Source organism: Halovenus halobia (genome assembly GCF_051414135.1).
Lineage (GTDB): Archaea > Halobacteriota > Halobacteria > Halobacteriales > Haloarculaceae > Halovenus > Halovenus halobia.
The window spans coordinates 19513-38803 of the sequence record NZ_JBLKOA010000003.1 but is presented as its reverse complement, the minus strand read 5'-3'; the positions used below and the strand labels follow the sequence as shown (position 1 = coordinate 38803).

The following is a 19291-nucleotide window of genomic DNA, read 5'->3' as shown; positions in this document are numbered from 1 at the left end:
TTAGTACACGGCAAAAGTGACAAAAAGCCCGTCGATTAGCTGAATGCAGGCGCTAAGCCCCCGTCCTCAAGGAGCGACCGGAGGGAATGAGTAGGGCGGGGTAGTTCACACGTAGTCGAACCACCAGAGGATGATGAGAATGATAATTACGAGTCCGAACAAACTCGACAGTGGCCCAAGTATGAAGCCGACCACTTCTCCGATAATCTCCAGCGCAATCCAGATCACAACCAGCAAGAGAACGATCTTCAGGAGGGTTTCTACCTCAATACTTGCACGCATAGGCTACTGTTCAGCGGCCTCCGGCAAATCACTTCTGGCCCGAAAAGCCAGCAACGACTGACCAGTTAGAACTTCTCGAGGTAGCGGTCGATTTCCCACTCGGAGACTTCGACGAGATACTCCTCGAACTCCTGGCGCTTGGCTTCGACAAACTTCTCGGAGACGTGCTCTCCCAGCGCGTCCATCACAACCTCGTCTTCCTCGAGTGCGTCGACGGCTTCGCCGAGGTTCGACGGCAGCGTCTCGATGCCGTACTCTTCGCGTTTCTCTTCGTCGAACTCGTAGATGTTCTCTCGAACCGGGTCCGGGCAGTCGAGGTCGTTCTCGATACCGTCCAGCCCTGCGTGAATGAGCACGGCGAAGGCGAGATACGGATTACAGGATGGGTCTGGGAACCGGGCCTCGATCCGGGAGGCTGTTGGCGAACGGGCGGCCGGTTTGCGGATGAGCGCCGAGCGGTTGACGTCAGACCAGGCGACGTAGACTGGTGCTTCGTAGCCCGGGACGAGTCGCTTGTAGCTGTTGACCGTCGGGTCGGTGACAGCCGATAGTGCGGGGGCGTGTTCGAGAATGCCTGCGAGGAACTGCTTTGCAGTCCCGCTCAGGTTGAACTCTCCGTCGTCGTCGTGGAAGGCGTTCTCGCCGTCCTCGGTGAACAGCGAGAGGTGTGTGTGCATGCCGGAGCCGTTGATGCGTGGAATCGGCTTTGGCATGAACGTCGCGTGCAGGTCGTGGTCGGCCGCGATGGCGCGCACAACAGAGCGGAAGGTGACGACGTTGTCCGCCGTCGTCAGCGCGTCGTCGTAGGTGAAGTTGATCTCGTGTTGACCTTCGGCGACTTCGTGGTGACTGGCCTCGACGTCGAAGCCCATCTCCTGCAGCCCGTAGACGATGTCGCCACGCACGTCCTGTGCGAGGTCTTTCGGGGCGAGGTCAAAGTAGCCACCCGAGTCGTGGGTCGTCGTCGTGGCGTTGCCGTTCTCGTCTTCCTCGAAGAGGAAGAATTCTGGCTCGGGGGCGACGTTGACGGTGTAGCCCATCTCGTTGGCTCGGTCGATGGCGTCTTGGAGGACCAGTCGGGGGTCACCGCTGAAGGGTTCACCAGTCGTAGTGTTGTGCACGTCACAGATGAGTCGTGCGCTGGTGACCTTCTCGCTGTTACGCCACGGGAGTACGGCGAACGTGCTTGGGTCGGGTTCCAGACGCATGTCCGACTCCTGAATGCGGACGAAGCCGTTGATCGACGAGCCGTCGAAATAAATCCCTTCGTCGAAGGCTTTCTCGGCCTGGTCAGCCGGGATAGAGACGTTTTTCGGGGTCCCCAGAATGTCCGTAAACTGGAGACGGAGGAAATCGACACCTTTGTTCTCGATCTCGTCGAGAACATCTTCTGCTGTACGGGATGTGCCTGTCATTCGTAGACATTCTGATTCTCCCGTCAGTCACAATAAATCCGATGGGATTGGTCTGCGCGACAAAAAACGGTAATCTGGGACGATCCAGCCTAGAACTTCTCGAGGTAGCGGTCGATTTCCCACTCGGAGACCTCGACGAGGTACTCCTCGAACTCTTGGCTTTTGGCTTCGACGAACTTCTCGGAGACGTGCTCGCCCAGCGCGTCCATGATGACTTCGTCCGCTTCGAGTGCGTCGACAGCTTCGCCGAGATTCGACGGCAGCGTCTCGATGCCGTACTCTTCGCGTTTGGCCTCGTCGAACTCGTAGATGTTCTCTCGAACTGGGTCCGGACAGTCGAGGTCGCTCTCGATACCGTCCAGTCCCGCGTGGATGAGTGCGGCCAGCGCGAGGTATGGGTTACAGGACGGGTCGGGGAACCGGGCCTCGATTCGGGAGGCCGCTGGCACTCGGGCGGCCGGTTTGCGGATGAGTGCCGAGCGGTTGACGTCGGACCAGGCGACGTAGACTGGCGCTTCGTAGCCCGGGACGAGCCGCTTGTAGCTGTTGACCGTCGGGTTCGTGACCGCGGCCAGCGCCGGAGCGTGTTCGAGAATGCCCGCGAGGAACTGCTTTGCAGTCGGGCTCAGGCCGAGTTCGTCGTCGTCGTCGTGGAAGGCGTTCTCGCCGTCCTCGGTGAACAGCGAGAGGTGTGTGTGCATACCGGAGCCGTTGATGCGCGGAATCGGTTTTGGCATGAACGTCGCGTGCAGGTCGTGCTGTGCCGCGATGGCACGAACGACCGAGCGGAAGGTGACGATGTTGTCTGCCGTCGTCAGCGCGTCGTCGTACTTGAAGTCGATTTCGTGCTGACCCTCGGCGACTTCGTGGTGACTGGCCTCGACCTCGAAGTCCATCTCCTGCAGACCATAGATAATGTCACCACGCACGTCCTGTGCGAGGTCTTTCGGGGCGAGGTCGAAGTAGCCACCCGAGTCGTGGGTGGTCGTCGTCGCATTCCCGTCTTCGTCCTCCTCGAAGAGGAAGAACTCAGGCTCTGGGCCAGCGTTGACGGTGTAGCCCATCTCGTTGGCTCGGTCGACAGCGTTCTGGAGCACACGTCGTGGGTCGCCTGGGAACGGCTCGCCAGTCGACGTGTCGATCACGTCACAGATGAGTCGGGCACTGGTGACCTTCTCGCTGTTGCGCCATGGGAGCACGGCGAACGTGCTTGGATCCGGTTCCAGGCGCATATCTGATTCCTGAATGCGGACGAAGCCATTAATCGACGAGCCGTCGAAATAGATACCCTCGTCGAAGGCTTTCTCGGCCTGCTCGGCCGGGATAGAGACGTTTTTCGGTGTCCCCAGGATATCCGAGAACTGGAGACGTAGGAAGTCGACACCCTGTTCCTCGATTTCGTCGAGGACATCCTCCGCTTCTGAAGATAGGTTTTCGCTTGTCATTTTTCGGCATCTGATAGGGAGAGCCGCATACACTAAAGTTCTCACAGAGTGTGCAATCCTTGCCATCTCCGAGGAGAATTGTATATTCGTAAAATTATAATGGGTGGCCTGCGTTTACTGAGTTGATGACGTATGAAAATCTGGACCGAAAGTTGGTGAATGCACTTTTGGGTGATGGTCGGGCGAGTTTGCGAAGTCTTGCCGAAGATCTGGACGTTTCGGTAACAACGGTCTCGAACCATCTCTCCGACCTCGAAGAGGATGGCATAATCCAGGGGTACACACCCAAAATTGACTACGACGCGCTCGGATACGACGTGACAGCGATTCTCCAGCTCAAAGTTGAGGGGAGTTCGCTTGTCGATGTGACCGAGACGCTCGCTGCCCACCACCAGATGGTCAGTGTCTACGAGACGACCGGTGACCACGACATCATCGCGATTGGCAAGTTCCACGATACCGACGACATGAACAACACGATCAAGGAACTGCTGACCGACCCCGAGATCAAGGAATCGAACACCAGTGTCGTGCTCAACCCGGTGAAGGAACACGAGCAGTTCGACCTCGAAGTCAAGTGAAGGTTTTGAGGGTGGCTCCCAAACGTTCAGTATGACGACTGACGGGGAGGGTTCACCTGACTCCTCAGGAGATGGGGACTCTTCGGAGCTTCCACCCCCTCGCGAGCGGACACATCCACTGGTCAGTTCTCTCTGTGCCGGGCTTGTCAGCGAACAGGAGATGGCCGAACAGTGTGCCATTTCGCTCTGTCTCGTCGCCGAGAACCAGCCGAGCAAAGTGTCCCGCATTATCGGGCAGCTTGTCGAACAGGTCGTTGCAGACCCTGAATCTGAAGTCACGGTTCGAACACTTGGGACGCTCTCTGACGAGCACGGCCGAGAGATTCGCGGCGCGCTCATGACCGAAACCGGCTACACCGACGCTCGCCGCCTCTACGGCCGGGTCGAACACGCCGAGCCGTGGGACCTCTCTGCTGTTGAGACCGACGTTCCGGAGGGTGAAGACGCCGACTTCTCGTTCGTGAGCGCAGTGATGCGACTGGTCGAACTCGAAGCGGAAAACCGCGACCCACTCGATAGCGATGTCTGGACACGGTTCATTCAGGAGATGCCCGGCGAGGGGGGCGAGTCGGCCTCAGAAGAAGAGATCGAACTCGCCGCTGCTCGCGAACAGTCCCGGCCGCGCTCGGTCAGACGGCGACACCGCCGCATCGAGCGCATTGCGAATTCGCGGCTGTTCCGGGTTATCGAGTCCAGCAGTCGCTTCGACGAACTCGAAGTGCTGTCGGGATTGCGGAGCCACCGCTTTGGCAAAACGATACGAACTCGCGGCCAGACCGAGACCAACGAATACGCGCTGACGCTGTTGCTCGTGCATCAGGTCGATAGTGCTGCATTTCGGCGATTGCTCACCGACCGAATCCGTGCCTGGGACCGCCTCGCTGGCGACGGTGTCGTGACCGTTGCCGACTGGGGAGATTCCCCGCGCCTGTGGGTTGCCACAACTGTCGTTGGCGGCTCACTTGCTGACCGCGACCGACTCCCCCGCCGCGAGGCGCTCGCCCACGCCCAGACACTTTCACGCGCACTCGTCACCATCCACCAGCACGGCATCGTTCACGGTGGTATCGACCCGCTGACGGTGAGCTATCCACCGACCGGACTCGACAGCGCCGTCGAACCGATGCTCGATATGGTCGGGTTCCTCTCCGTCTACCGACGCTTTGCCGACACAGACACGCTGCTCGATATCCGCTACGCCGCTCCCGAACAGTTCGACGAGCAAAGCGTCGACGGCGCGACTGATATCTACCAGCTCGGCGCGGTGCTCTATCGGGCACTGACCGGTCGACCGCCGTACGACGGGGACGCCGAGACGGTCCGCGAGCAGATTCTGGCCGGTGACCGCACGCCGCCAACCGACCACAATCCAAAGCTCCCGGACGCTGTCGACGACATCATCGCCAAGGCAATGGCGACACAGAAACTACTCCGGTACGACAACGCGACGCGGTTCCATCAGGAAATCAGACAGCTCTGTGATGATTTCAGCTGACTGTGGTGATGTACCGAATCGGAAAATAGCGCTCGTTTCGGGGTTCGGGAAGAGCGGTAATTACTACACAGCGAGCACAGTCTCAAACGAGGCTGGTCTCGCCGGCGGTGTCTGTGCGGGTACTGAGGTGTTGTGGAGTTTGTCCTGTCTCGCGGCAGAGGCCTCCGGCCTCGTGCCGCTCGACTTTTCGAGGCAACTCCGTCGCCTCGCTGCTCACGGCAGAGCCGTTCGCGATAACGTGGCCTCTCTTCGTTCGGCCACGCTTACATTGCGCCGCCCATGCCACCCATACCGCCCATGCCGCCCATGCCGCCGCCCATTCCACCTGGGCCGCCTGGGCCGCCTTCTTCGTCATCGTCGTCGCCCTGGCCACCTTTCAGGTCACCAGCAGCGATGACGTCGTCGATGCGCAGGAGCATCACGGCAGCTTCGGTTGCGCTTTCGACAGCCTGCGTTTTGACTCGGAGCGGCTCGACAGCCTCTCCTTCGACATCTGCGACTTCACCGGCTCGGGCGTCGAGACCAATCGTGCTGTTACCGCTGTCGTGCTGACTGCGGAGTTCGACCAGCGAGTCGATTGGGTCCATCCCGGCGTTCTCGGCGAGCGTGCGTGGGATGACTTCGATTGCGTCTGCGAAGGCTTCGATGGCGAGCTGTTCGCGGCCACCGACGGAGTCCGCAAAGTCACGGAGTTCGAGTGAGAGTGCGGTCTCAGGTGCACCGCCACCGACGAGGACTTTGCCGTCCTCGATGGTTGCGGAGACAACGCCCAGCGCGTCCTCGATGGCGCGCTCGACCTCGTCGACGACGTGCTCGGTGCCGCCGCGGAGGATGAGCGTTACTGCTTTTGCGTCCTCGACTTCCTCGACGAAAATCTTCTCGTCGCCAGCCAGCTGCTGCTCGGTAACGGAGCCAGCTTCGCCGAGGTCGTCGGCGGTGATGTCCTCGATGTTCGAGACCGTCGAGGCACCCGTCGAACGGGAGAGTGCGGCGATGTCGGACTTCTTGGCTCGGCGCACGGCCAGAATACCCTCTTCGGCGAGGTAGTGCTGGGCCATGTCGTCGATGCCTTTCTGTGCGAAGACGACGTCTGCGCCGGCGTCGGCGATGGCGTCGACGTACTCCTTGAGCTGTTCCTCTTCCTGGTCGAGGAACTCCTGCAGTTGGTCGGGGTCGGAGACGTTGACCTCTGCGTCAAGCTCCGTTTCTGGCACTTCGATGGCAGTGTCGAGGAGGGCAATGTCTGCGTCCTCCTTGATCTGTGGCATGTTGTCGTGGACACGAGACTTGTTGACGATGACACCCTCGACGAGTTCGGACTCGTCGATGGAGCCGCCGACAACGGTCTCGACTTTGACGTTGTCAGTGTCGACGCCTTCCTCGTCGGCAACCGACTGGACGGCGTGGACGATAAGTTCGGCGAGGTGGTCTTTGGCGCTCTCTGCGCCCTTGCCGGTCATCGCCGTTCGGGCGACGCTTTCGAGAGACTCGGTGTCGTCCTCGTCGACGTCAGTTGCGGCCTCTGTGAGCGCTTCTTTCGCACGCTCGGCGGCCTGACGGTATCCCTGTGCGAGAATTGTCGCGTGAATGTCCTGGTCGAGAAGTTCCTCGGCCTTCGAGAGGAGTTCACCGGCGATGACGACTGCTGTCGTCGTTCCGTCGCCGACTTCCTCTTCCTGTGTCTGAGCGACCTCGACGACCATGTTGGCCGCCGGGTGCTCGATATCCATCTCGTCGAGGATGGTGACGCCGTCGTTGGTGACGACGACGCTTCCCCCGTCGTCGACGAGCATCTTGTCCATCCCCTTCGGACCGAGTGTCGTCCGGACGGACTCCGCGACGGCCTTCCCGGCCGTAATATTCATCGATTGGGCGTCCTTCCCGGACGTTCGCTGGCTTTCCTCCGAAAGTACAATAAGCGGCTGGTTACCCATCTGCTGAGACATAATCGTACGTTGATTGAATGTGATTCTATATAAGGGTTTTGGTGTGGTGAGCCAACAACGGCTGTACCGGTAGTCCTTGGCCGTGTGGATAGTTCACAAGAGCTGGCAAACCTATGTTTAAAAACGGATAACGCCGGCTATTCGATTATTTCGGAGAGTCGCTTGCTTCCGACGGCGATTCCTGCGCCGCCGAGTGCCGTCACGACGCCGAACAACAGCGCGTTGATGAAGATGGTGCCGTAGTTGATGTTCATCCCTCTGATAGTCCGAATCGAGGAGACGCTCGCCGCCGAGGTGAGTCCCCGGGTCGGCTGTTTACCGTACTGGTTCTGGTAGTTGTCGAGGTAGGTCTGCTGTGCATTGCCGCTGAAGTCACTGGCCGGATACGGGTTCCAGTCCGCCGGGTCCGTGTTGTGCTGGTTTCGCCAGTCGTCCTGTGACATGCTGTTGTACTGGAAGCCTGCAACAGCGGAACTCAACACGATGAACAGGGTGAGTCCAACTACGATTGCCACTGCCATTCCGGCCGCGAGACTCGCTTCGTCGGCCGAACTCCGCAAACCAATCAACAGCGCCGCGATTCCCGCGAACACGAGGCCGAGATACGGACTGAACACGAGAATCTCCTGAATAATCGTGTTCTGGGACTGCATCTGGTCGTAGGCGGCCGCTGCGCTGGCGTTGTTACTCGCTAGGTTATTGTTCACCACGTTGTTCGCGACCTGTTGTTCGTTTGCTCGCTCCTGTGCCAGTGTCGAGTTTGCGCTGACGCTCTGGGTCTCTCCGTTGGCGTTCCCGGCGAAGCCGTACAGGAACGGCACCAGTCCGAGCACGAGGCCGAGGATGACAAAGGCGCTGATGCCCCAGATGGCGATGTTTTTGACAACATCAGCGTCGATGTCAATATCTCGTCCGCCGCCACCGCCGCCGGCCTGCTGTGGTGGCCGGCCGCCGCCCTGGGGTGACTGTCCACGCTGGCCCTGTTGCTGGCCTTGCGGTGGCTGGCCCTGTTGCTGACCGCGCTGTTGTTGACCCTGTTGGGGCTGTTGGCCGCCCTGTCCACGCTGGCCTCGCTGGTCGCCTTGACCGCCCTGATTGCCCTGTCGATTATTCCCTGACATGTGTCTGCCGTTAGGCTATCCATTAGCATATCAAATAAAGTTTATTAATTTTTGTTGTAATGTTCTCGCAGGTCTGCTCAGATCGGATTTATCGAGTGTTTTTTCGGCGGCCAATCGCGCTCGCCGGTGTGTTCCGCACGGTCAAGCGTCCGACAGATAGTCGCCCGAGTTTCGGCCGGTTCGACGACGCCGTCGATACCGATGTGTTCGGCGGCACGGATAGCATTCGTGCGCTCGGTGAACTCGGCAATCATCGCCGTCCGTGCCGCTTCGGAGTCGTTTGCAGCCTCGATCTGGTCGCCGTAGGCGATATCGACGGCGCCTTCGATACCCATCGCAGCAATCTCGGCGGCAGGCCAGACCACCGTGAGGTCGGTGTCTGTCGACCGCCCAGCACCCATCGCCACGTAGCCAAAGCCGTAGCCACGCCGCAGGACGACGCTCACCTTCGGGACTGTCGCGCGGTTCAACTCGAACGGAATCTTCGCGGAGTGACGGGCGATCCCCTCCCGTTCGGAGTCGGGGCCGGGCAGGATTCCAGGCACGTCGGCCAGACTCACGATGGGAATCCCGAATGCGTCACAGAGGCTCACGAAGTGACTTCCCTTGTCAGAGGCTCCCGTGTCGATTGTCCCGGCTTTCATCCGCGGGTTGTTGGCGATAATACCGACCGGGCGACCCTGGAGGCGGGCGAGCCCTGTCACGATATTCCGGGCGTACTTCGGCTTCTTCTCGAAGAATGAACCCTGGTCGACGAGCCCATTAATAATCGCGTAGATGTCGTATCCCTTGGTCGGGTTTGCGGGCATCACCGACTGCATTTCCGCGACCTGCTCTTCGGACGGGGCCGTCCAGTCGTCGGTGCGCGGGGGTTCGTGCTCGGCGTTGCGCGGCAAGTAGGCGAGATACTGCTTGATTGCGTCGAGACAGGCCTCGTCGTCGGGGCAGATGAGGTCGGCCATCCCCGTCTCGGCGGCCTGGAACTGCGCACCGCCGAGTTCCTGTTTGGTCATGTCGACACCCAGTGCAGCTTTGACGAGTTTCGGCCCAGCGACGCCCATCGTCGACGTGCTCTCAACCATCGGGACGAAATCACAGAGTGCCGCGAAGTTCGTCGCCGCCGCGAACCCGGGGCCCATCATCGCCGACACCATCGGCACCCACCCCGACAGCGTCTCCTGCTTGTTCGCGAAGCCGTCGTCCCCGCGGGCGAACGGCCGCGCGTCGAGTCCCTCCTGAATGCGGTGGCCGCCGCCGTCGTGCAGCATGACGAGCGGAATCCCTCGCTCCAGCGCCAGGTCGGAGACGCGGTCCATCTTCCGGCCCCCGGTGTGGCCAATCGACCCGCCCTTGACGGTGAAGTCGGTGGCGATGATTGCGACTGGCCGGCCCTCCACTTCCCCGATACCCGTGATGACGCCGTCCGCCGGGGCGTCTTCCCGTTCCCAGTTCTGTGTCTCTGGTGTGGTCGGCGCTGGCGAGGCAAGTTGGCCAATCTCGTCGAAGGTTCCCTCGTCGTAGAGATACTCGACGCGCTCGCGTGCGGTCAGTTTGTCGTGACTGTGCTGGCTGTCGACGGCCTCGGGGCGGCCCTCGTCTTCGACGGCCTGTTTCGCTTCTTGGACCTGCTCGATGAGTTCCTCTAAATCGCGGTCCTCGCGGTGTGTCATACCACCGCCAAGGACTGACGGTCGCAAGAAAGTACGGGGTTTAGACGACGGTTTCGCTGTCGTACGACCCAAGCCGGCGCACCCAGCCGTCCTCGGCAATCTCTTCGATAACAGTGAGTGCGTCCTGCGTGCGCTGTTCGTAGAGGCCGGCGGCGATATCGATGTGGAAGACGTAATCACCGAGGCGCTCGCCGCTGGGGCGGGACTCGACTCTAGTCAGGTTGATATCGCGGTCTGCAAACGGTTCGAGCAGTTCGAGCAGGAGTCCAGGGTAGTCGACGTTCGGGTAGACGATGAAGGAAGTCTTCCCGCCGGCCTCGGTTCGCTGGTCGGCCGGGGCGACGACGAGAAACCGCGTTGCGTTCGAACTGCGGTCCTGAATGTCCTCGCCGAGGACGAGCAAACTGTCGCTTTCGGCGTTGGCCGGGTGGCCGATAGCTGCGACTGAGTCGTCTTCGCGTGCGCGCTGGACGCCGCGGGCGGTGCTGGCAACGGCTTCCAGTTCCACGTCCGGATAGTTCTCTTCGAGATACGAGCGACACTGCGCGAGTGCCTGCGCGTGGCTGGCCACCGTGTCGAACGGTTCATCCTGTGCGATGAGGGCGTGTCTGATTGGTGTAATAATCTCACGAACCACCGCCACGTCGTGTTCGGCCAGTGCGTCCAGTGATTCGGTGACCGACCCCTCGATACTGTTCTCTACGGGGACGATGCCGTGGGTGTACTCTCCGTTGGCGATGGATTCGATAATCGACGTCACCGACTCGGTGAATGTGATATCCTCGTCGTCGGCAACGGCGCGCGCCGCCCGGTGTGAGTATGTGCCCGACGGCCCTAGCGTGAGCGCCTGTGTAGTCATAGCTCCCGCTACTCGACAGACAAATAAAAACACGGTGGTCACCCCTCCGTGTGTGTAACCTCGACAGTACTTACGTCTACGGAACAAACATTGTATATGGAAATTCTCCTCCAGAGCGGCCCGCCAGCATTTCTGTTGCTCGGCGCGCTCGTGCTCGTGTTCGCCGTTGTGGTGGCGTACAAGGCCGTCGTGATTGTCGACGCGTACGAGAAGAAGGCACTGACAGTCTTCGGGAAGTACCAGCGCCTGCTCGACCCCGGTATCAACATCGTCGTGCCGTTCATCTCCTCGACGTACACCTTCGACATGCGAACGGAGACGATGGATGTCCCCCAACAGGAAGCGATTACGCGGGACAACTCACCGGTGACTGCCGACGCTGTCGTCTACATTCGCGTGATGGACGCCGAGCGCGCCTTCCTCGAAGTTGACGACTACCGGCGTGCCGTCTCGAATCTCGCCCAGACCACGCTCCGTGCAGTGCTGGGTGATATGGAACTGGACGACACGCTCTCGAAACGCCAAGAGATCAACAGCCGCATCCGGCGAGAACTGGACGCACCGACCGACGAGTGGGGTGTCCGCGTCGAGTCTGTCGAGGTCCGAGAAGTCAAGCCGTCGGCCGATGTCCAGCAGGCGATGGAGAAGCAGACCTCCGCCGAGCGTCGCCGTCGTGCGATGATTCTCGAAGCACAGGGTGAACGACGGAGTTCCATCGAGGAAGCCCAGGGTGACAAACAGTCCAACATCATCCGCGCACAGGGTGAGAAACAGAGCCAGATTCTCGAAGCCCAGGGTGACGCGATTTCGACCGTGCTGCGCGCGAAATCCGCCGAATCGATGGGCGAGCGTGCCGTTATCGAGCGTGGAATGGAGACTCTCGAAGAGATTGGCAAGGGCGAATCGACGAAGTTCGTCCTGCCGCAGGAACTCACCTCGCTGGTGGGTCGCTACGGCAAACACCTCCAGGGTAGTGACGCCAAGGAGAACGGTCACGTCCTCGAAAGCGGCGACTTCGACGACGAAACTCGTGAGATTCTCGGCCTCGATGACATCGAGGAGATTCTCGGCGAAATCGACGAGGAAGCAGATGTCGACTTCGAGGAGATGGAGAAGGCTGCCAAGGAAATCAAAGAAGGCAAATTTGACGACGGGATGAACTAACGACACGAAACTTAAAAACCGAGCACGCCCCAGGTATCGGTAATGGATATCTCGGAGATTCCGGCGATTCCGTCGTGGCTCAGCGAGCACCTCCAAGCCGACGGAATCGAATCGCTCTACCCACCACAAGCGGAGGCTGTCGAGGCCGGCGTCACTGAGGGCGAGAATCTGGTCGCCGCTGTTCCGACCGCGAGCGGAAAGACTCTCATTGCAACGCTTGCGATGGCCGCCGCTGTCGACCGGGGTGGGACGGCACTGTATATCGTTCCCTTGCGCGCACTCGCCAGCGAGAAACATGAGGAATTCGCAGCGTTCGAGCAGTACGGTCTCGATGTCGGCGTGACGACGGGCAACTACGAGTCCGACGGCGGGTGGCTCGCCGGCAAAGACATCATCGTCGCCACCAGTGAGAAAGTTGATTCGCTGGTGCGAAACGACGCAAAGTGGCTCGATGACCTCTCTTGTGTCGTCACCGACGAGGTCCATCTGGTCGATGACGCCGAGCGCGGCCCGACACTGGAGGTCACGCTGGCCAAACTCCGCTCGCTCAATCCCGACCTGCAGACGGTTGCACTCTCTGCGACGATTGGCAACGCGGGGGAACTGGCCGACTGGCTCGACGCCGAACTGGTCGACTCCGACTGGCGACCAATCGAACTCAAGAAGGGTGTCCACTACGGTGAAGCCCTCCATCTCGAAGACGGGAGCCAGCAACGCCTGCCCGTCCGAAACAGTGAGGAGCAAAGCGCGGCTATCGTTCGGGACACACTGGAAGACGACGGTTCGACACTGGTCTTCGTCAACTCCCGGCGCAACGCCGAGGCCGCCGCGCGGCGACTCGCAACAACAACCGACGACGCGCTGACAGACGAGGAGAGCGAGGAACTCGCAGAGATTGCCGAACAGATACGCGACGTGAGCGACACAGATACGAGCGAAGACCTCGCCGAAGCCGTCGAGAAAGGGTCGGCGTTCCATCATGCTGGTCTCTCCCGGGACCACCGCACGCTCGTCGAGGACGCCTTCCGGGACCGCCTCGTCAAGGTGGTGTCCGCAACGCCGACGCTCGCGGCAGGCGTGAACACACCCTCCCGCCGAGTGGTCGTCCGAGACTGGCGACGGTACGACGGCACCGCTGGCGGGATGCAACCGCTCTCCGTGCTCGAAGTCCACCAGATGATGGGGCGGGCCGGTCGGCCAGGTCGAGACCCCTACGGCGAGGCGGTTCTGCTTGCCTCCGGTCACGACGAACTGGACGAACTGTTCGAGCGCTACGTCTGGGCCGACCCCGAACCAGTCCGGTCGAAACTCGCTGCCGAACCCGCGCTCCGAACGCACATCCTCGCCACTGTCGCCTCCGGATTCGCTCGCTCCCGGGAGGGGCTGCTCGACTTCCTCGACGGAACGCTGTACGCCGCTCAAGCCACAGACCGCGCGCAACTCGAACGCGTTGTCGACGACGTGACCGACTACCTCGCCGTCAACGACTTCCTCGAACGCGACGGTGACGGCCTCTCGGCGACGACGCTTGGCCACACAGTCTCGCGGCTCTATCTCGACCCGATGAGCGCCGCCGAGATTATCAATGGGCTAGAAGACGGCGACCCGACGCCGCTGGGCCTCTATCACCTCGTCTGCCGGACGCCGGACATGTACGAACTCTACCTGCGCTCGGGCGACGAGGAGGAGTACACGATGCTCGCACACGAGCGCGAGGGCGAACTGCTCGGCCGTGCGCCCTCGGAGTTCGACGATGACTTCGACGACTGGCTGTCGGCGCTGAAGACCGCCCGACTGCTCGAAGACTGGGCGAGCGAACTCGACGAGTCAGATATCACCGAAGAGTACGGAATCGGCCCTGGTGATATTCGCGGGAAAGTCGACACTGCGCAGTGGCTGCTCGGCGCAGCGGAGTCGCTGTCGAGTGAACTCGGCCTCGGTGTCAGTTCCGACATTCGCGAGGCACGGCTTCGGGTCGAACACGGTGTTCGCGCCGAACTGGTCGACCTCGCGGGCGTCCGCGGCGTCGGTCGCAAGCGTGCACGGCGACTCTACGACGCTGGCATCGAGGACCGGGCAGCGCTGCGCGAGGCCGACAAATCGGTCGTTCTCGCCGCGCTCCGGGGCCGTGAGAAGACGGCCGAAAACATCCTCGAAAATGCGGGCCACCGCGAGCCGTCGATGGACGATATCGAACCCGACCCCGACACAGAGACTGCCGAGCCGACCCCGGACGGCGGTGCGGAGTCGGGCGACGACCAGTCGAACTTGGGTGATTTCTGATGGAGATTGTCGAAGGTACCGCAAACATTGACGACCTCGATGGCTTTCTCGACCGACTCACAGCGATTGGCGAACGCCACGGCGTGACCCTGCAGGCATTCGACGCTCGCTACGTCGCCGACGCCGCACATTTGCGCCGCGCGGTCGACCACGCCGTCCGGGCACTCGACCGCAACACGACTATCGCTGACGACCCCGGTGTGGAGATTCTGCTGTACGCTGCGGGCCGACGCCAGATCAATCAGGCACTGGAGATGGGCGTCTCTCCTGGCGAGTGTCCGGTCGCGGCTGTCGTCGTCGACACCGACGCCCACGACGACTGCGACGACCCCGTGGGAACGAGCGAGCGCCCCGCGACGCCGGCAGAGACCGAGGCTGCAGCGGCGCTGGCAGACGACCTCGACGCCCACTCGACGCTGGACTCGACCAACGATGACCAACTCCAGTCGTTTTTCGACATCACTGACCGGGAACTCGACGCGACTGACGGCACAATCAGCGACGTGGTTCGCGAACGGGTCACCCTGCTCGTTGTCGAACGGTGATTGCTATGCAGGGAGACTCGACTACCACACTCACAGATTCGCTCGAAATTGGTGGCCTAACGGTCCCAAACCGCCTGTACCGCGCGCCACTGCTCGAATGTGCGGGCAATGGACCGGGCGCTGTCGAGACCTATATCGACGAACTCGAACCGGCCGCCGAGGCAGGTGCGGGACTCATCTTTCAGGGCGCGAGTATCGTCACCGAAGACGGAGGCTGTGCCGCGCCAAACATGACGCGGGTCCACAACCCGGAGTTTGTCGACCAACTCTCTGCACTGACTGACCGGATTCACGAGCACGACTCACGAATTTTCATCCAACTTGCCCACGGCGGCCTTCGGAGTCTGAGTCTGTGGCACAGTGAGTACCGCGAGCAGCATCCCGGGGAGGGACAACTGGCCGTCTCCAAGCCACCGTGGCAACTGCGCGCCGCGGACCGAGCAGGGCTGATCAACGTCGACGCTGACGTACTCTCGACGAGCGAAGTCAGAGAACTCGCCGAGTCCTTTGGCCGGGCAGCGGGCTACGCCGCCGACGCTGGCTACGATGGCATCCACCTCTCCGGTGCGAATATGGGCATCATCCAGCAGTTTCTCTCGCCGTACTACAACGACCGCGACGACGAGTTCGCCGACGGCGTCCGCTTCCTGCTCGCAATCCGCGACGCCGTCCGCGAGCACGCCGGCGACATCCCGCTCGTCACCAAGGTTCCTGCCGAGACTGCTGCGCCGCCGTTTGTTCGCCGCCACCTCACCCGCGAGGACGGCGTCCACATCGCCGCACGGCTCGCCGAGGCGGGCTACGACGCCCTCGTCCCCGTCGAGTGCTCTGTCTACTGGGACGCGAGCCTGATCCGTGGCGCTTACCCCGACCGGGCGTGGTCGGCGGACGACCTCAGTTCGGCTTACGAGGCGGTCTTTGGCGGCCGTTTCCGGGCGCGAGCGGTGTCACTCCTCAACCGCCTGCAAGCCCGGCAGTTCCCAGCGGAACCGGGCTGGAACGCCGACTTTTGCCGGGCAGTCCGCGAGGCTGTCGACGTGCCGGTGCTCTGTGAGGGTGGCCTCCGTGAGCGCGAGCACTGTGAGGAGCTACTCGACGGCGGGGCTACTGATATGGTTGGCATCGGCCGGCCGTTCTACGCTGAGCCGCGACTGCCCGCGCGCCTGCTCCGCGGCGAGCGGGCGCTCTGTGGGAGCTGTAACAACTGCACGGTACCACAGGCGACCGGCGAACCCGGGCGCTGTCGCACGCCCGAGGTTGTCCGCCAGCGTGCACAGTACGAGAAACAGGGTGCCTACGACGGCACGTGATTAGTCCCAACAGGGAATTGTCGCACAATGTTGACCGCACTCACTCCGCCAGCGAGCGCATCTTGAAGCCGTAGCGAATCACGTCTTCCTGCGTGTAGACACGCCGAATCGTGGCCGTGACTCGGTCACCGATGCCAACTTCGTCGTCGCCGAGCACCTGCACCGGAACCGATACCGTCTCGCCGTGGGGGCCGTCCAGCGCGACGACGGCGCTCGTGTACGCGCCGCTTTTGGCCTGCTGTTCGACGAATTCTGGTGGTGCGCCGCCAGCACCGATTCCCGTGGCTGCCTCGACAGTTCCCGTCCCCGGCAACTCGACGTGGTCGAAGGACTCGAAGGTACCACACTCGGTACAGACGCCTTCCGGCGGGAAGGTAAGCGCGTCACACTCGGTGCAGACCCCGGCGACCAACCGGTGGCGCTGGGGCATGGTGCGCTTCCAACTGGGAACGCTGACGTACGCACCGCCACCTTCAGGTTCGCCGGTCGTAATCTCGCCGCGCATCCGCAGGTATTCACCGTAGCTGAGTGACCGACGCTCGCCGGGGACGATTCCCTCGACGGCACTCGCAACTGGAATCGACCCCTCAATTGCGAGTGCAGTGGCGTCACCAGAGCCGTAGCCGATTAGCAGCGCCGACGCTGCCCCACTGTTGGCGGCCGTCGCTAGTCCAAACAACGGGCTGGCTGCACCAGTATCACCAATTTCGGAGACGTTCGTTCCGGCGGCGATAGTTTCAGTGTCGACACCGAGCGCTCCGGCCGCGCGGTAGGGGAGTTTCCCGTTCGGCGCCTGGAGCGCAACTGCGTCTACGTCCTCGACGCTCAGTTTGGGGCCCACAGCACCGACTGCCGAGGTGTAGGCATTTCTGTCGTAGGTGGCGATGCCGAGACCATCTGTCTCGTCCGAGCCAGCGGGGCGAAAGCGCGTGCCCGGAACGGCGTCGACTCGTGCTGCGTGGTCGGTGATTTCGCCACCGTCTTCGTCGCCAACGATGGCCGCGACAGCACCGGCACCGCCGGCCTGTTCGTACTCGCTATCGGGCGCACCGCGTGGACTGTCGCTGGCGACGACCAGTGCCGTCCCGGGCGCTTCTGCCGCGGTCAACACCGCCTCGACGCCGGCCCGCGTGCTCCCCGTGAGCTGTCGGGACCGGATGTCTGTTTCGAGTCCGAGCATACTCTGCAGGCGCGAGCCCATTGCCTCCTCCTCCAGCGGGGGTGTCGTCGTCGCGACAACCAGACGGTCGATTTCACTTTGTGTTCGCTCGCTCGCTTCGAGTGCAACTGCCGCGGCCTCGTAGGACATCGTCAGCGTGTCCTCGTCGCCGCCCGGCACTGCTGTCTGCTCGATGCCGGCGCCGTGGAACTGGCCCCACGCTTCCTCGACTGCCTCCGCTGAGAGGGCGAACCGCGGAACGTAGGTCCCCAACTGCTCGATTGCGGTCATTGTCCCACCTCCTGCTCGAAGATGTGGATAGCTGTTGCCCCGCCGGAGCCACCGACGTTGTGTGCGAGCCCGCGAGTTGGCTCGTCAAGCTGGCGCTCGCCCGCGTTGCCGGTGAGTTGGTCGAAGATTTCGACCACCTGCCCGGTTCCCGTCGCGCCGATTGGGTGACCCTTCGATTTCAGCCCGCCGGAGGTGTTCACCGGGAGTTCTCCGTCCGGGTCGGTTTTGCCGTCCCGCAGCAGGGTGTGGGCTTGGCCCTCCTCGCAAAAGCCAAGGTCCTCGTAGGCGAGCAGTTCGGCGATAGCGAAACAGTCGTGGACTTCAGCGAAATCCAGTTCATCTGGGCCGACGCCAGCCTCGTCGTAGGCAGATTCAGCGGCGGTTTTCGTCGCCGACAGTGAGGTGTAGCTGTCTCGCTCTGCGAGGCCGACGTGGTCGCTGGCGCCCCCCGAGCCAGCAACGCGAATCCGCTCGTCGCTGTACTGGTCGACGACGTCCTCGCTGACAAACAGCGCCACCGCCGCGCCGTCGGAGGTTGGACAGCAGTGATAGAGGTTCAGCGGCGCGGCCACATCCGGCGCGTTCACGGCGTCATCGAGTGAGCACGAAAAACCAAGATGTGCTTTCGGGTTCTTCGCGCCGTTGCCGTGGTTCTTCACCGCCACCCGCGACAGGTCCTCCGTCGTTGCCTCGTATTCGTCGAGGTATGCACTTGCCATCTGGGCGTAGACGCCGGCGAAGGTCGTCCCAGTCAAGCGCTCCCACTCCGTCTCGCCGCTGACCCCAAGCCAGTACTTTGTGGCGTCGCTGGACATGTCGGTCATCACCTCGTACCCACCGGCGACGACGACATCGGCCATTCCACTCTTGACTGCCTGCACTGCCTGCCGAACGGCGAAACCGCCAGCAGCACACGCGTTCTCGATGCGCGAGCAGGTCACGTTGTGCAGTCCGACATGCTCGGTCACTGCCGGTCCGGAGAGTCCGAGTTGCCGACCGCCGACGCCGAGTGACCCGACGACGGCCTCGTCGATATCGTCGGGGTCTGGTGCTCGGTCGACGCTATCGATTGCGCTGTGATACGCCTCTGCGAAGAGGTCACGGTAACTCCGGTCAGGGAAGGACCCAAACGGTGTCTGTCCCGCCCCGACAAGATATACGTCTCGCATGTGGTCGTGTTGTTCGACACGGCACATAACTTCGCGGGCCAACCTCCTACAGTGGTTCGCTCGTCGTCCAATTCACGGTGAATAATAAATTGCCTGAACTTTCATGCTCAACATTCATTATGTTAGCTCAGAAACCAATCGGTGCCGACGGGGATCGACGACACGCACGTGCCTGTCGCCTGGGAGCGGTCGCACCGATACTCTGGGGGGACGGTGCGCACCGCATCCGCCACGCGCGTCACAACCCGTTGGTGAGAGGGATTACCGATGGTGGACCAGACCGTTCCACGACAACGTGGACAGACGACACAGAATCAGACCCAACCAACCACGGATGGCGGCCAGCCAGCCGACCACGGAAGCCGCCAGTACGTTTGTCTCGATTGCGGCGCTGTTTCGCAGACGTTTCGCACTGAGTGTGGGGACTGTGGGGGCGAGCAGTTCCAGACGCGAACGTCTGCAACCCGGACGGACCGGCGACTCATCGACCACTTCTTCGGGTGGGCCGCTCGCCTCACCGCGGTGCTGAATCCGTACATTCCGCGGTGAGTTACAG

General features: G+C 61.9%; 16 protein-coding genes. 7 read left to right on the top strand and 9 right to left on the bottom strand.

Annotated elements, in window-relative coordinates; translation table 11 throughout:
- Positions 1 to 105: 105 nt before the first annotated feature.
- From ACMGFM_RS09380 to glnA (ACMGFM_RS09370), 3 genes are all read right to left on the bottom strand, one after another.
- On the bottom strand, positions 106 to 282 hold the full coding sequence (locus ACMGFM_RS09380) for a DUF7554 family protein (RefSeq protein ID WP_436902270.1): 177 nt from the start codon (positions 280 to 282) through the stop codon (positions 106 to 108).
- A gap of 65 nt (positions 283 to 347) precedes the next feature.
- Positions 348 to 1697, bottom strand: coding sequence for a type I glutamate--ammonia ligase (gene glnA, locus ACMGFM_RS09375; protein ID WP_436902269.1), 1350 nt, complete (start codon positions 1695 to 1697; stop codon positions 348 to 350).
- A gap of 89 nt (positions 1698 to 1786) precedes the next feature.
- Positions 1787 to 3142, bottom strand: coding sequence for a type I glutamate--ammonia ligase (gene glnA / locus ACMGFM_RS09370; RefSeq protein WP_436902268.1), 1356 nt, complete (start codon positions 3140 to 3142; stop codon positions 1787 to 1789).
- A 125-nt stretch (positions 3143 to 3267) separates the two neighbouring features.
- On the opposite strand from glnA (ACMGFM_RS09370), the gene lrp reads away from it, so the two are divergent.
- Positions 3268 to 3723, top strand: a complete 456-nt coding sequence (gene lrp / locus ACMGFM_RS09365) for an HTH-type transcriptional regulator Lrp (RefSeq protein WP_436902267.1) — start codon at positions 3268 to 3270, stop codon at positions 3721 to 3723.
- Between the two features lie 31 nt (positions 3724 to 3754).
- Positions 3755 to 5218 carry a protein kinase domain-containing protein gene (locus ACMGFM_RS09360; protein WP_436902266.1) on the top strand — a complete coding sequence of 488 codons (1464 nt, stop codon included), beginning with the start codon at positions 3755 to 3757 and terminating at the stop codon, positions 5216 to 5218.
- 263 nt (positions 5219 to 5481) lie between these two features.
- Here the strand turns inward: ACMGFM_RS09360 and thsA are convergent, their stop codons facing one another.
- From thsA to pheA, 4 genes are all read right to left on the bottom strand, one after another.
- Positions 5482 to 7152 (bottom strand): thermosome subunit alpha, encoded by a 1671-nt coding sequence (gene thsA, locus ACMGFM_RS09355; RefSeq protein ID WP_436902265.1) that lies wholly within the window; start codon positions 7150 to 7152, stop codon positions 5482 to 5484.
- Between the two features lie 149 nt (positions 7153 to 7301).
- Entirely contained in the window at positions 7302 to 8285 is a 984-nt protein-coding gene (locus ACMGFM_RS09350) for a hypothetical protein (protein WP_436902263.1), read from the bottom strand.
- Between the two features lie 77 nt (positions 8286 to 8362).
- Positions 8363 to 9955, bottom strand: coding sequence for an acyl-CoA carboxylase subunit beta (locus tag ACMGFM_RS09345; RefSeq protein WP_436902262.1), 1593 nt, complete (start codon positions 9953 to 9955; stop codon positions 8363 to 8365).
- Positions 9956 to 9995: 40 nt separating this feature from the next.
- On the bottom strand, positions 9996 to 10814 hold the full coding sequence (gene pheA / locus ACMGFM_RS09340) for a prephenate dehydratase (RefSeq protein WP_436902260.1): 819 nt from the start codon (positions 10812 to 10814) through the stop codon (positions 9996 to 9998).
- Between the two features lie 96 nt (positions 10815 to 10910).
- On the opposite strand from pheA, the gene ACMGFM_RS09335 reads away from it, so the two are divergent.
- The 4 genes from ACMGFM_RS09335 to ACMGFM_RS09320 are packed head-to-tail and all read left to right on the top strand — an operon-like array spanning position 10911 to position 16116.
- Entirely contained in the window at positions 10911 to 11978 is a 1068-nt protein-coding gene (locus tag ACMGFM_RS09335; RefSeq protein ID WP_436902259.1) for an SPFH domain-containing protein, read from the top strand.
- Between the two features lie 42 nt (positions 11979 to 12020).
- Entirely contained in the window at positions 12021 to 14261 is a 2241-nt protein-coding gene (locus ACMGFM_RS09330) for an ATP-dependent DNA helicase (RefSeq protein ID WP_436902258.1), read from the top strand.
- Positions 14261 to 14806, top strand: a complete 546-nt coding sequence (cgi121, locus tag ACMGFM_RS09325) for a KEOPS complex subunit Cgi121 (RefSeq protein WP_436902257.1) — start codon at positions 14261 to 14263, stop codon at positions 14804 to 14806. The genes ACMGFM_RS09330 and cgi121 overlap by 1 nt, the downstream gene beginning before the upstream one ends.
- Positions 14807 to 14811: 5 nt before the next feature.
- On the top strand, positions 14812 to 16116 hold the full coding sequence (locus ACMGFM_RS09320) for an oxidoreductase (RefSeq protein ID WP_436902256.1): 1305 nt from the start codon (positions 14812 to 14814) through the stop codon (positions 16114 to 16116).
- A 40-nt stretch (positions 16117 to 16156) separates the two neighbouring features.
- On the opposite strand, the gene ACMGFM_RS09315 is transcribed toward ACMGFM_RS09320, so the two are convergent.
- Entirely contained in the window at positions 16157 to 17566 is a 1410-nt protein-coding gene (locus tag ACMGFM_RS09315) for a zinc ribbon domain-containing protein (RefSeq protein ID WP_436902254.1), read from the bottom strand.
- Positions 17563 to 18735, bottom strand: coding sequence for a thiolase domain-containing protein (locus ACMGFM_RS09310; protein WP_436902253.1), 1173 nt, complete (start codon positions 18733 to 18735; stop codon positions 17563 to 17565). The genes ACMGFM_RS09315 and ACMGFM_RS09310 overlap by 4 nt, the downstream gene beginning before the upstream one ends.
- A gap of 267 nt (positions 18736 to 19002) precedes the next feature.
- On the opposite strand from ACMGFM_RS09310, the gene ACMGFM_RS09305 reads away from it, so the two are divergent.
- Positions 19003 to 19284 (top strand): hypothetical protein, encoded by a 282-nt coding sequence (locus ACMGFM_RS09305; RefSeq protein ID WP_436902252.1) that lies wholly within the window; start codon positions 19003 to 19005, stop codon positions 19282 to 19284.
- Positions 19285 to 19291 lie beyond the last annotated feature (7 nt).

What these genes read in the sequence shown, in the direction of transcription:
- ACMGFM_RS09380 (WP_436902270.1), bottom strand. Translation starts at nt 282, where the DNA reads ATGCGTGCAAGTATTGAGGTAGAAACCCTCCTGAAGATCGTTCTCTTG.
- ACMGFM_RS09330 (WP_436902258.1), top strand. Translation starts at nt 12,021, where the DNA reads ATGGATATCTCGGAGATTCCGGCGATTCCGTCGTGGCTCAGCGAGCAC.
- ACMGFM_RS09310 (WP_436902253.1), bottom strand. Translation starts at nt 18,735, where the DNA reads ATGCGAGACGTATATCTTGTCGGGGCGGGACAGACACCGTTTGGGTCC.
- pheA (WP_436902260.1), bottom strand. Translation starts at nt 10,814, where the DNA reads ATGACTACACAGGCGCTCACGCTAGGGCCGTCGGGCACATACTCACAC.
- glnA (WP_436902268.1), bottom strand. Translation starts at nt 3,142, where the DNA reads ATGACAAGCGAAAACCTATCTTCAGAAGCGGAGGATGTCCTCGACGAA.
- cgi121 (WP_436902257.1), top strand. Translation starts at nt 14,261, where the DNA reads ATGGAGATTGTCGAAGGTACCGCAAACATTGACGACCTCGATGGCTTT.
- lrp (WP_436902267.1), top strand. Translation starts at nt 3,268, where the DNA reads ATGACGTATGAAAATCTGGACCGAAAGTTGGTGAATGCACTTTTGGGT.
- ACMGFM_RS09360 (WP_436902266.1), top strand. Translation starts at nt 3,755, where the DNA reads ATGACGACTGACGGGGAGGGTTCACCTGACTCCTCAGGAGATGGGGAC.
- ACMGFM_RS09350 (WP_436902263.1), bottom strand. Translation starts at nt 8,285, where the DNA reads ATGTCAGGGAATAATCGACAGGGCAATCAGGGCGGTCAAGGCGACCAG.
- ACMGFM_RS09315 (WP_436902254.1), bottom strand. Translation starts at nt 17,566, where the DNA reads ATGACCGCAATCGAGCAGTTGGGGACCTACGTTCCGCGGTTCGCCCTC.
- glnA (WP_436902269.1), bottom strand. Translation starts at nt 1,697, where the DNA reads ATGACAGGCACATCCCGTACAGCAGAAGATGTTCTCGACGAGATCGAG.
- ACMGFM_RS09335 (WP_436902259.1), top strand. Translation starts at nt 10,911, where the DNA reads ATGGAAATTCTCCTCCAGAGCGGCCCGCCAGCATTTCTGTTGCTCGGC.
- thsA (WP_436902265.1), bottom strand. Translation starts at nt 7,152, where the DNA reads ATGGGTAACCAGCCGCTTATTGTACTTTCGGAGGAAAGCCAGCGAACG.
- ACMGFM_RS09305 (WP_436902252.1), top strand. Translation starts at nt 19,003, where the DNA reads ATGGTGGACCAGACCGTTCCACGACAACGTGGACAGACGACACAGAAT.
- ACMGFM_RS09320 (WP_436902256.1), top strand. Translation starts at nt 14,812, where the DNA reads ATGCAGGGAGACTCGACTACCACACTCACAGATTCGCTCGAAATTGGT.
- ACMGFM_RS09345 (WP_436902262.1), bottom strand. Translation starts at nt 9,955, where the DNA reads ATGACACACCGCGAGGACCGCGATTTAGAGGAACTCATCGAGCAGGTC.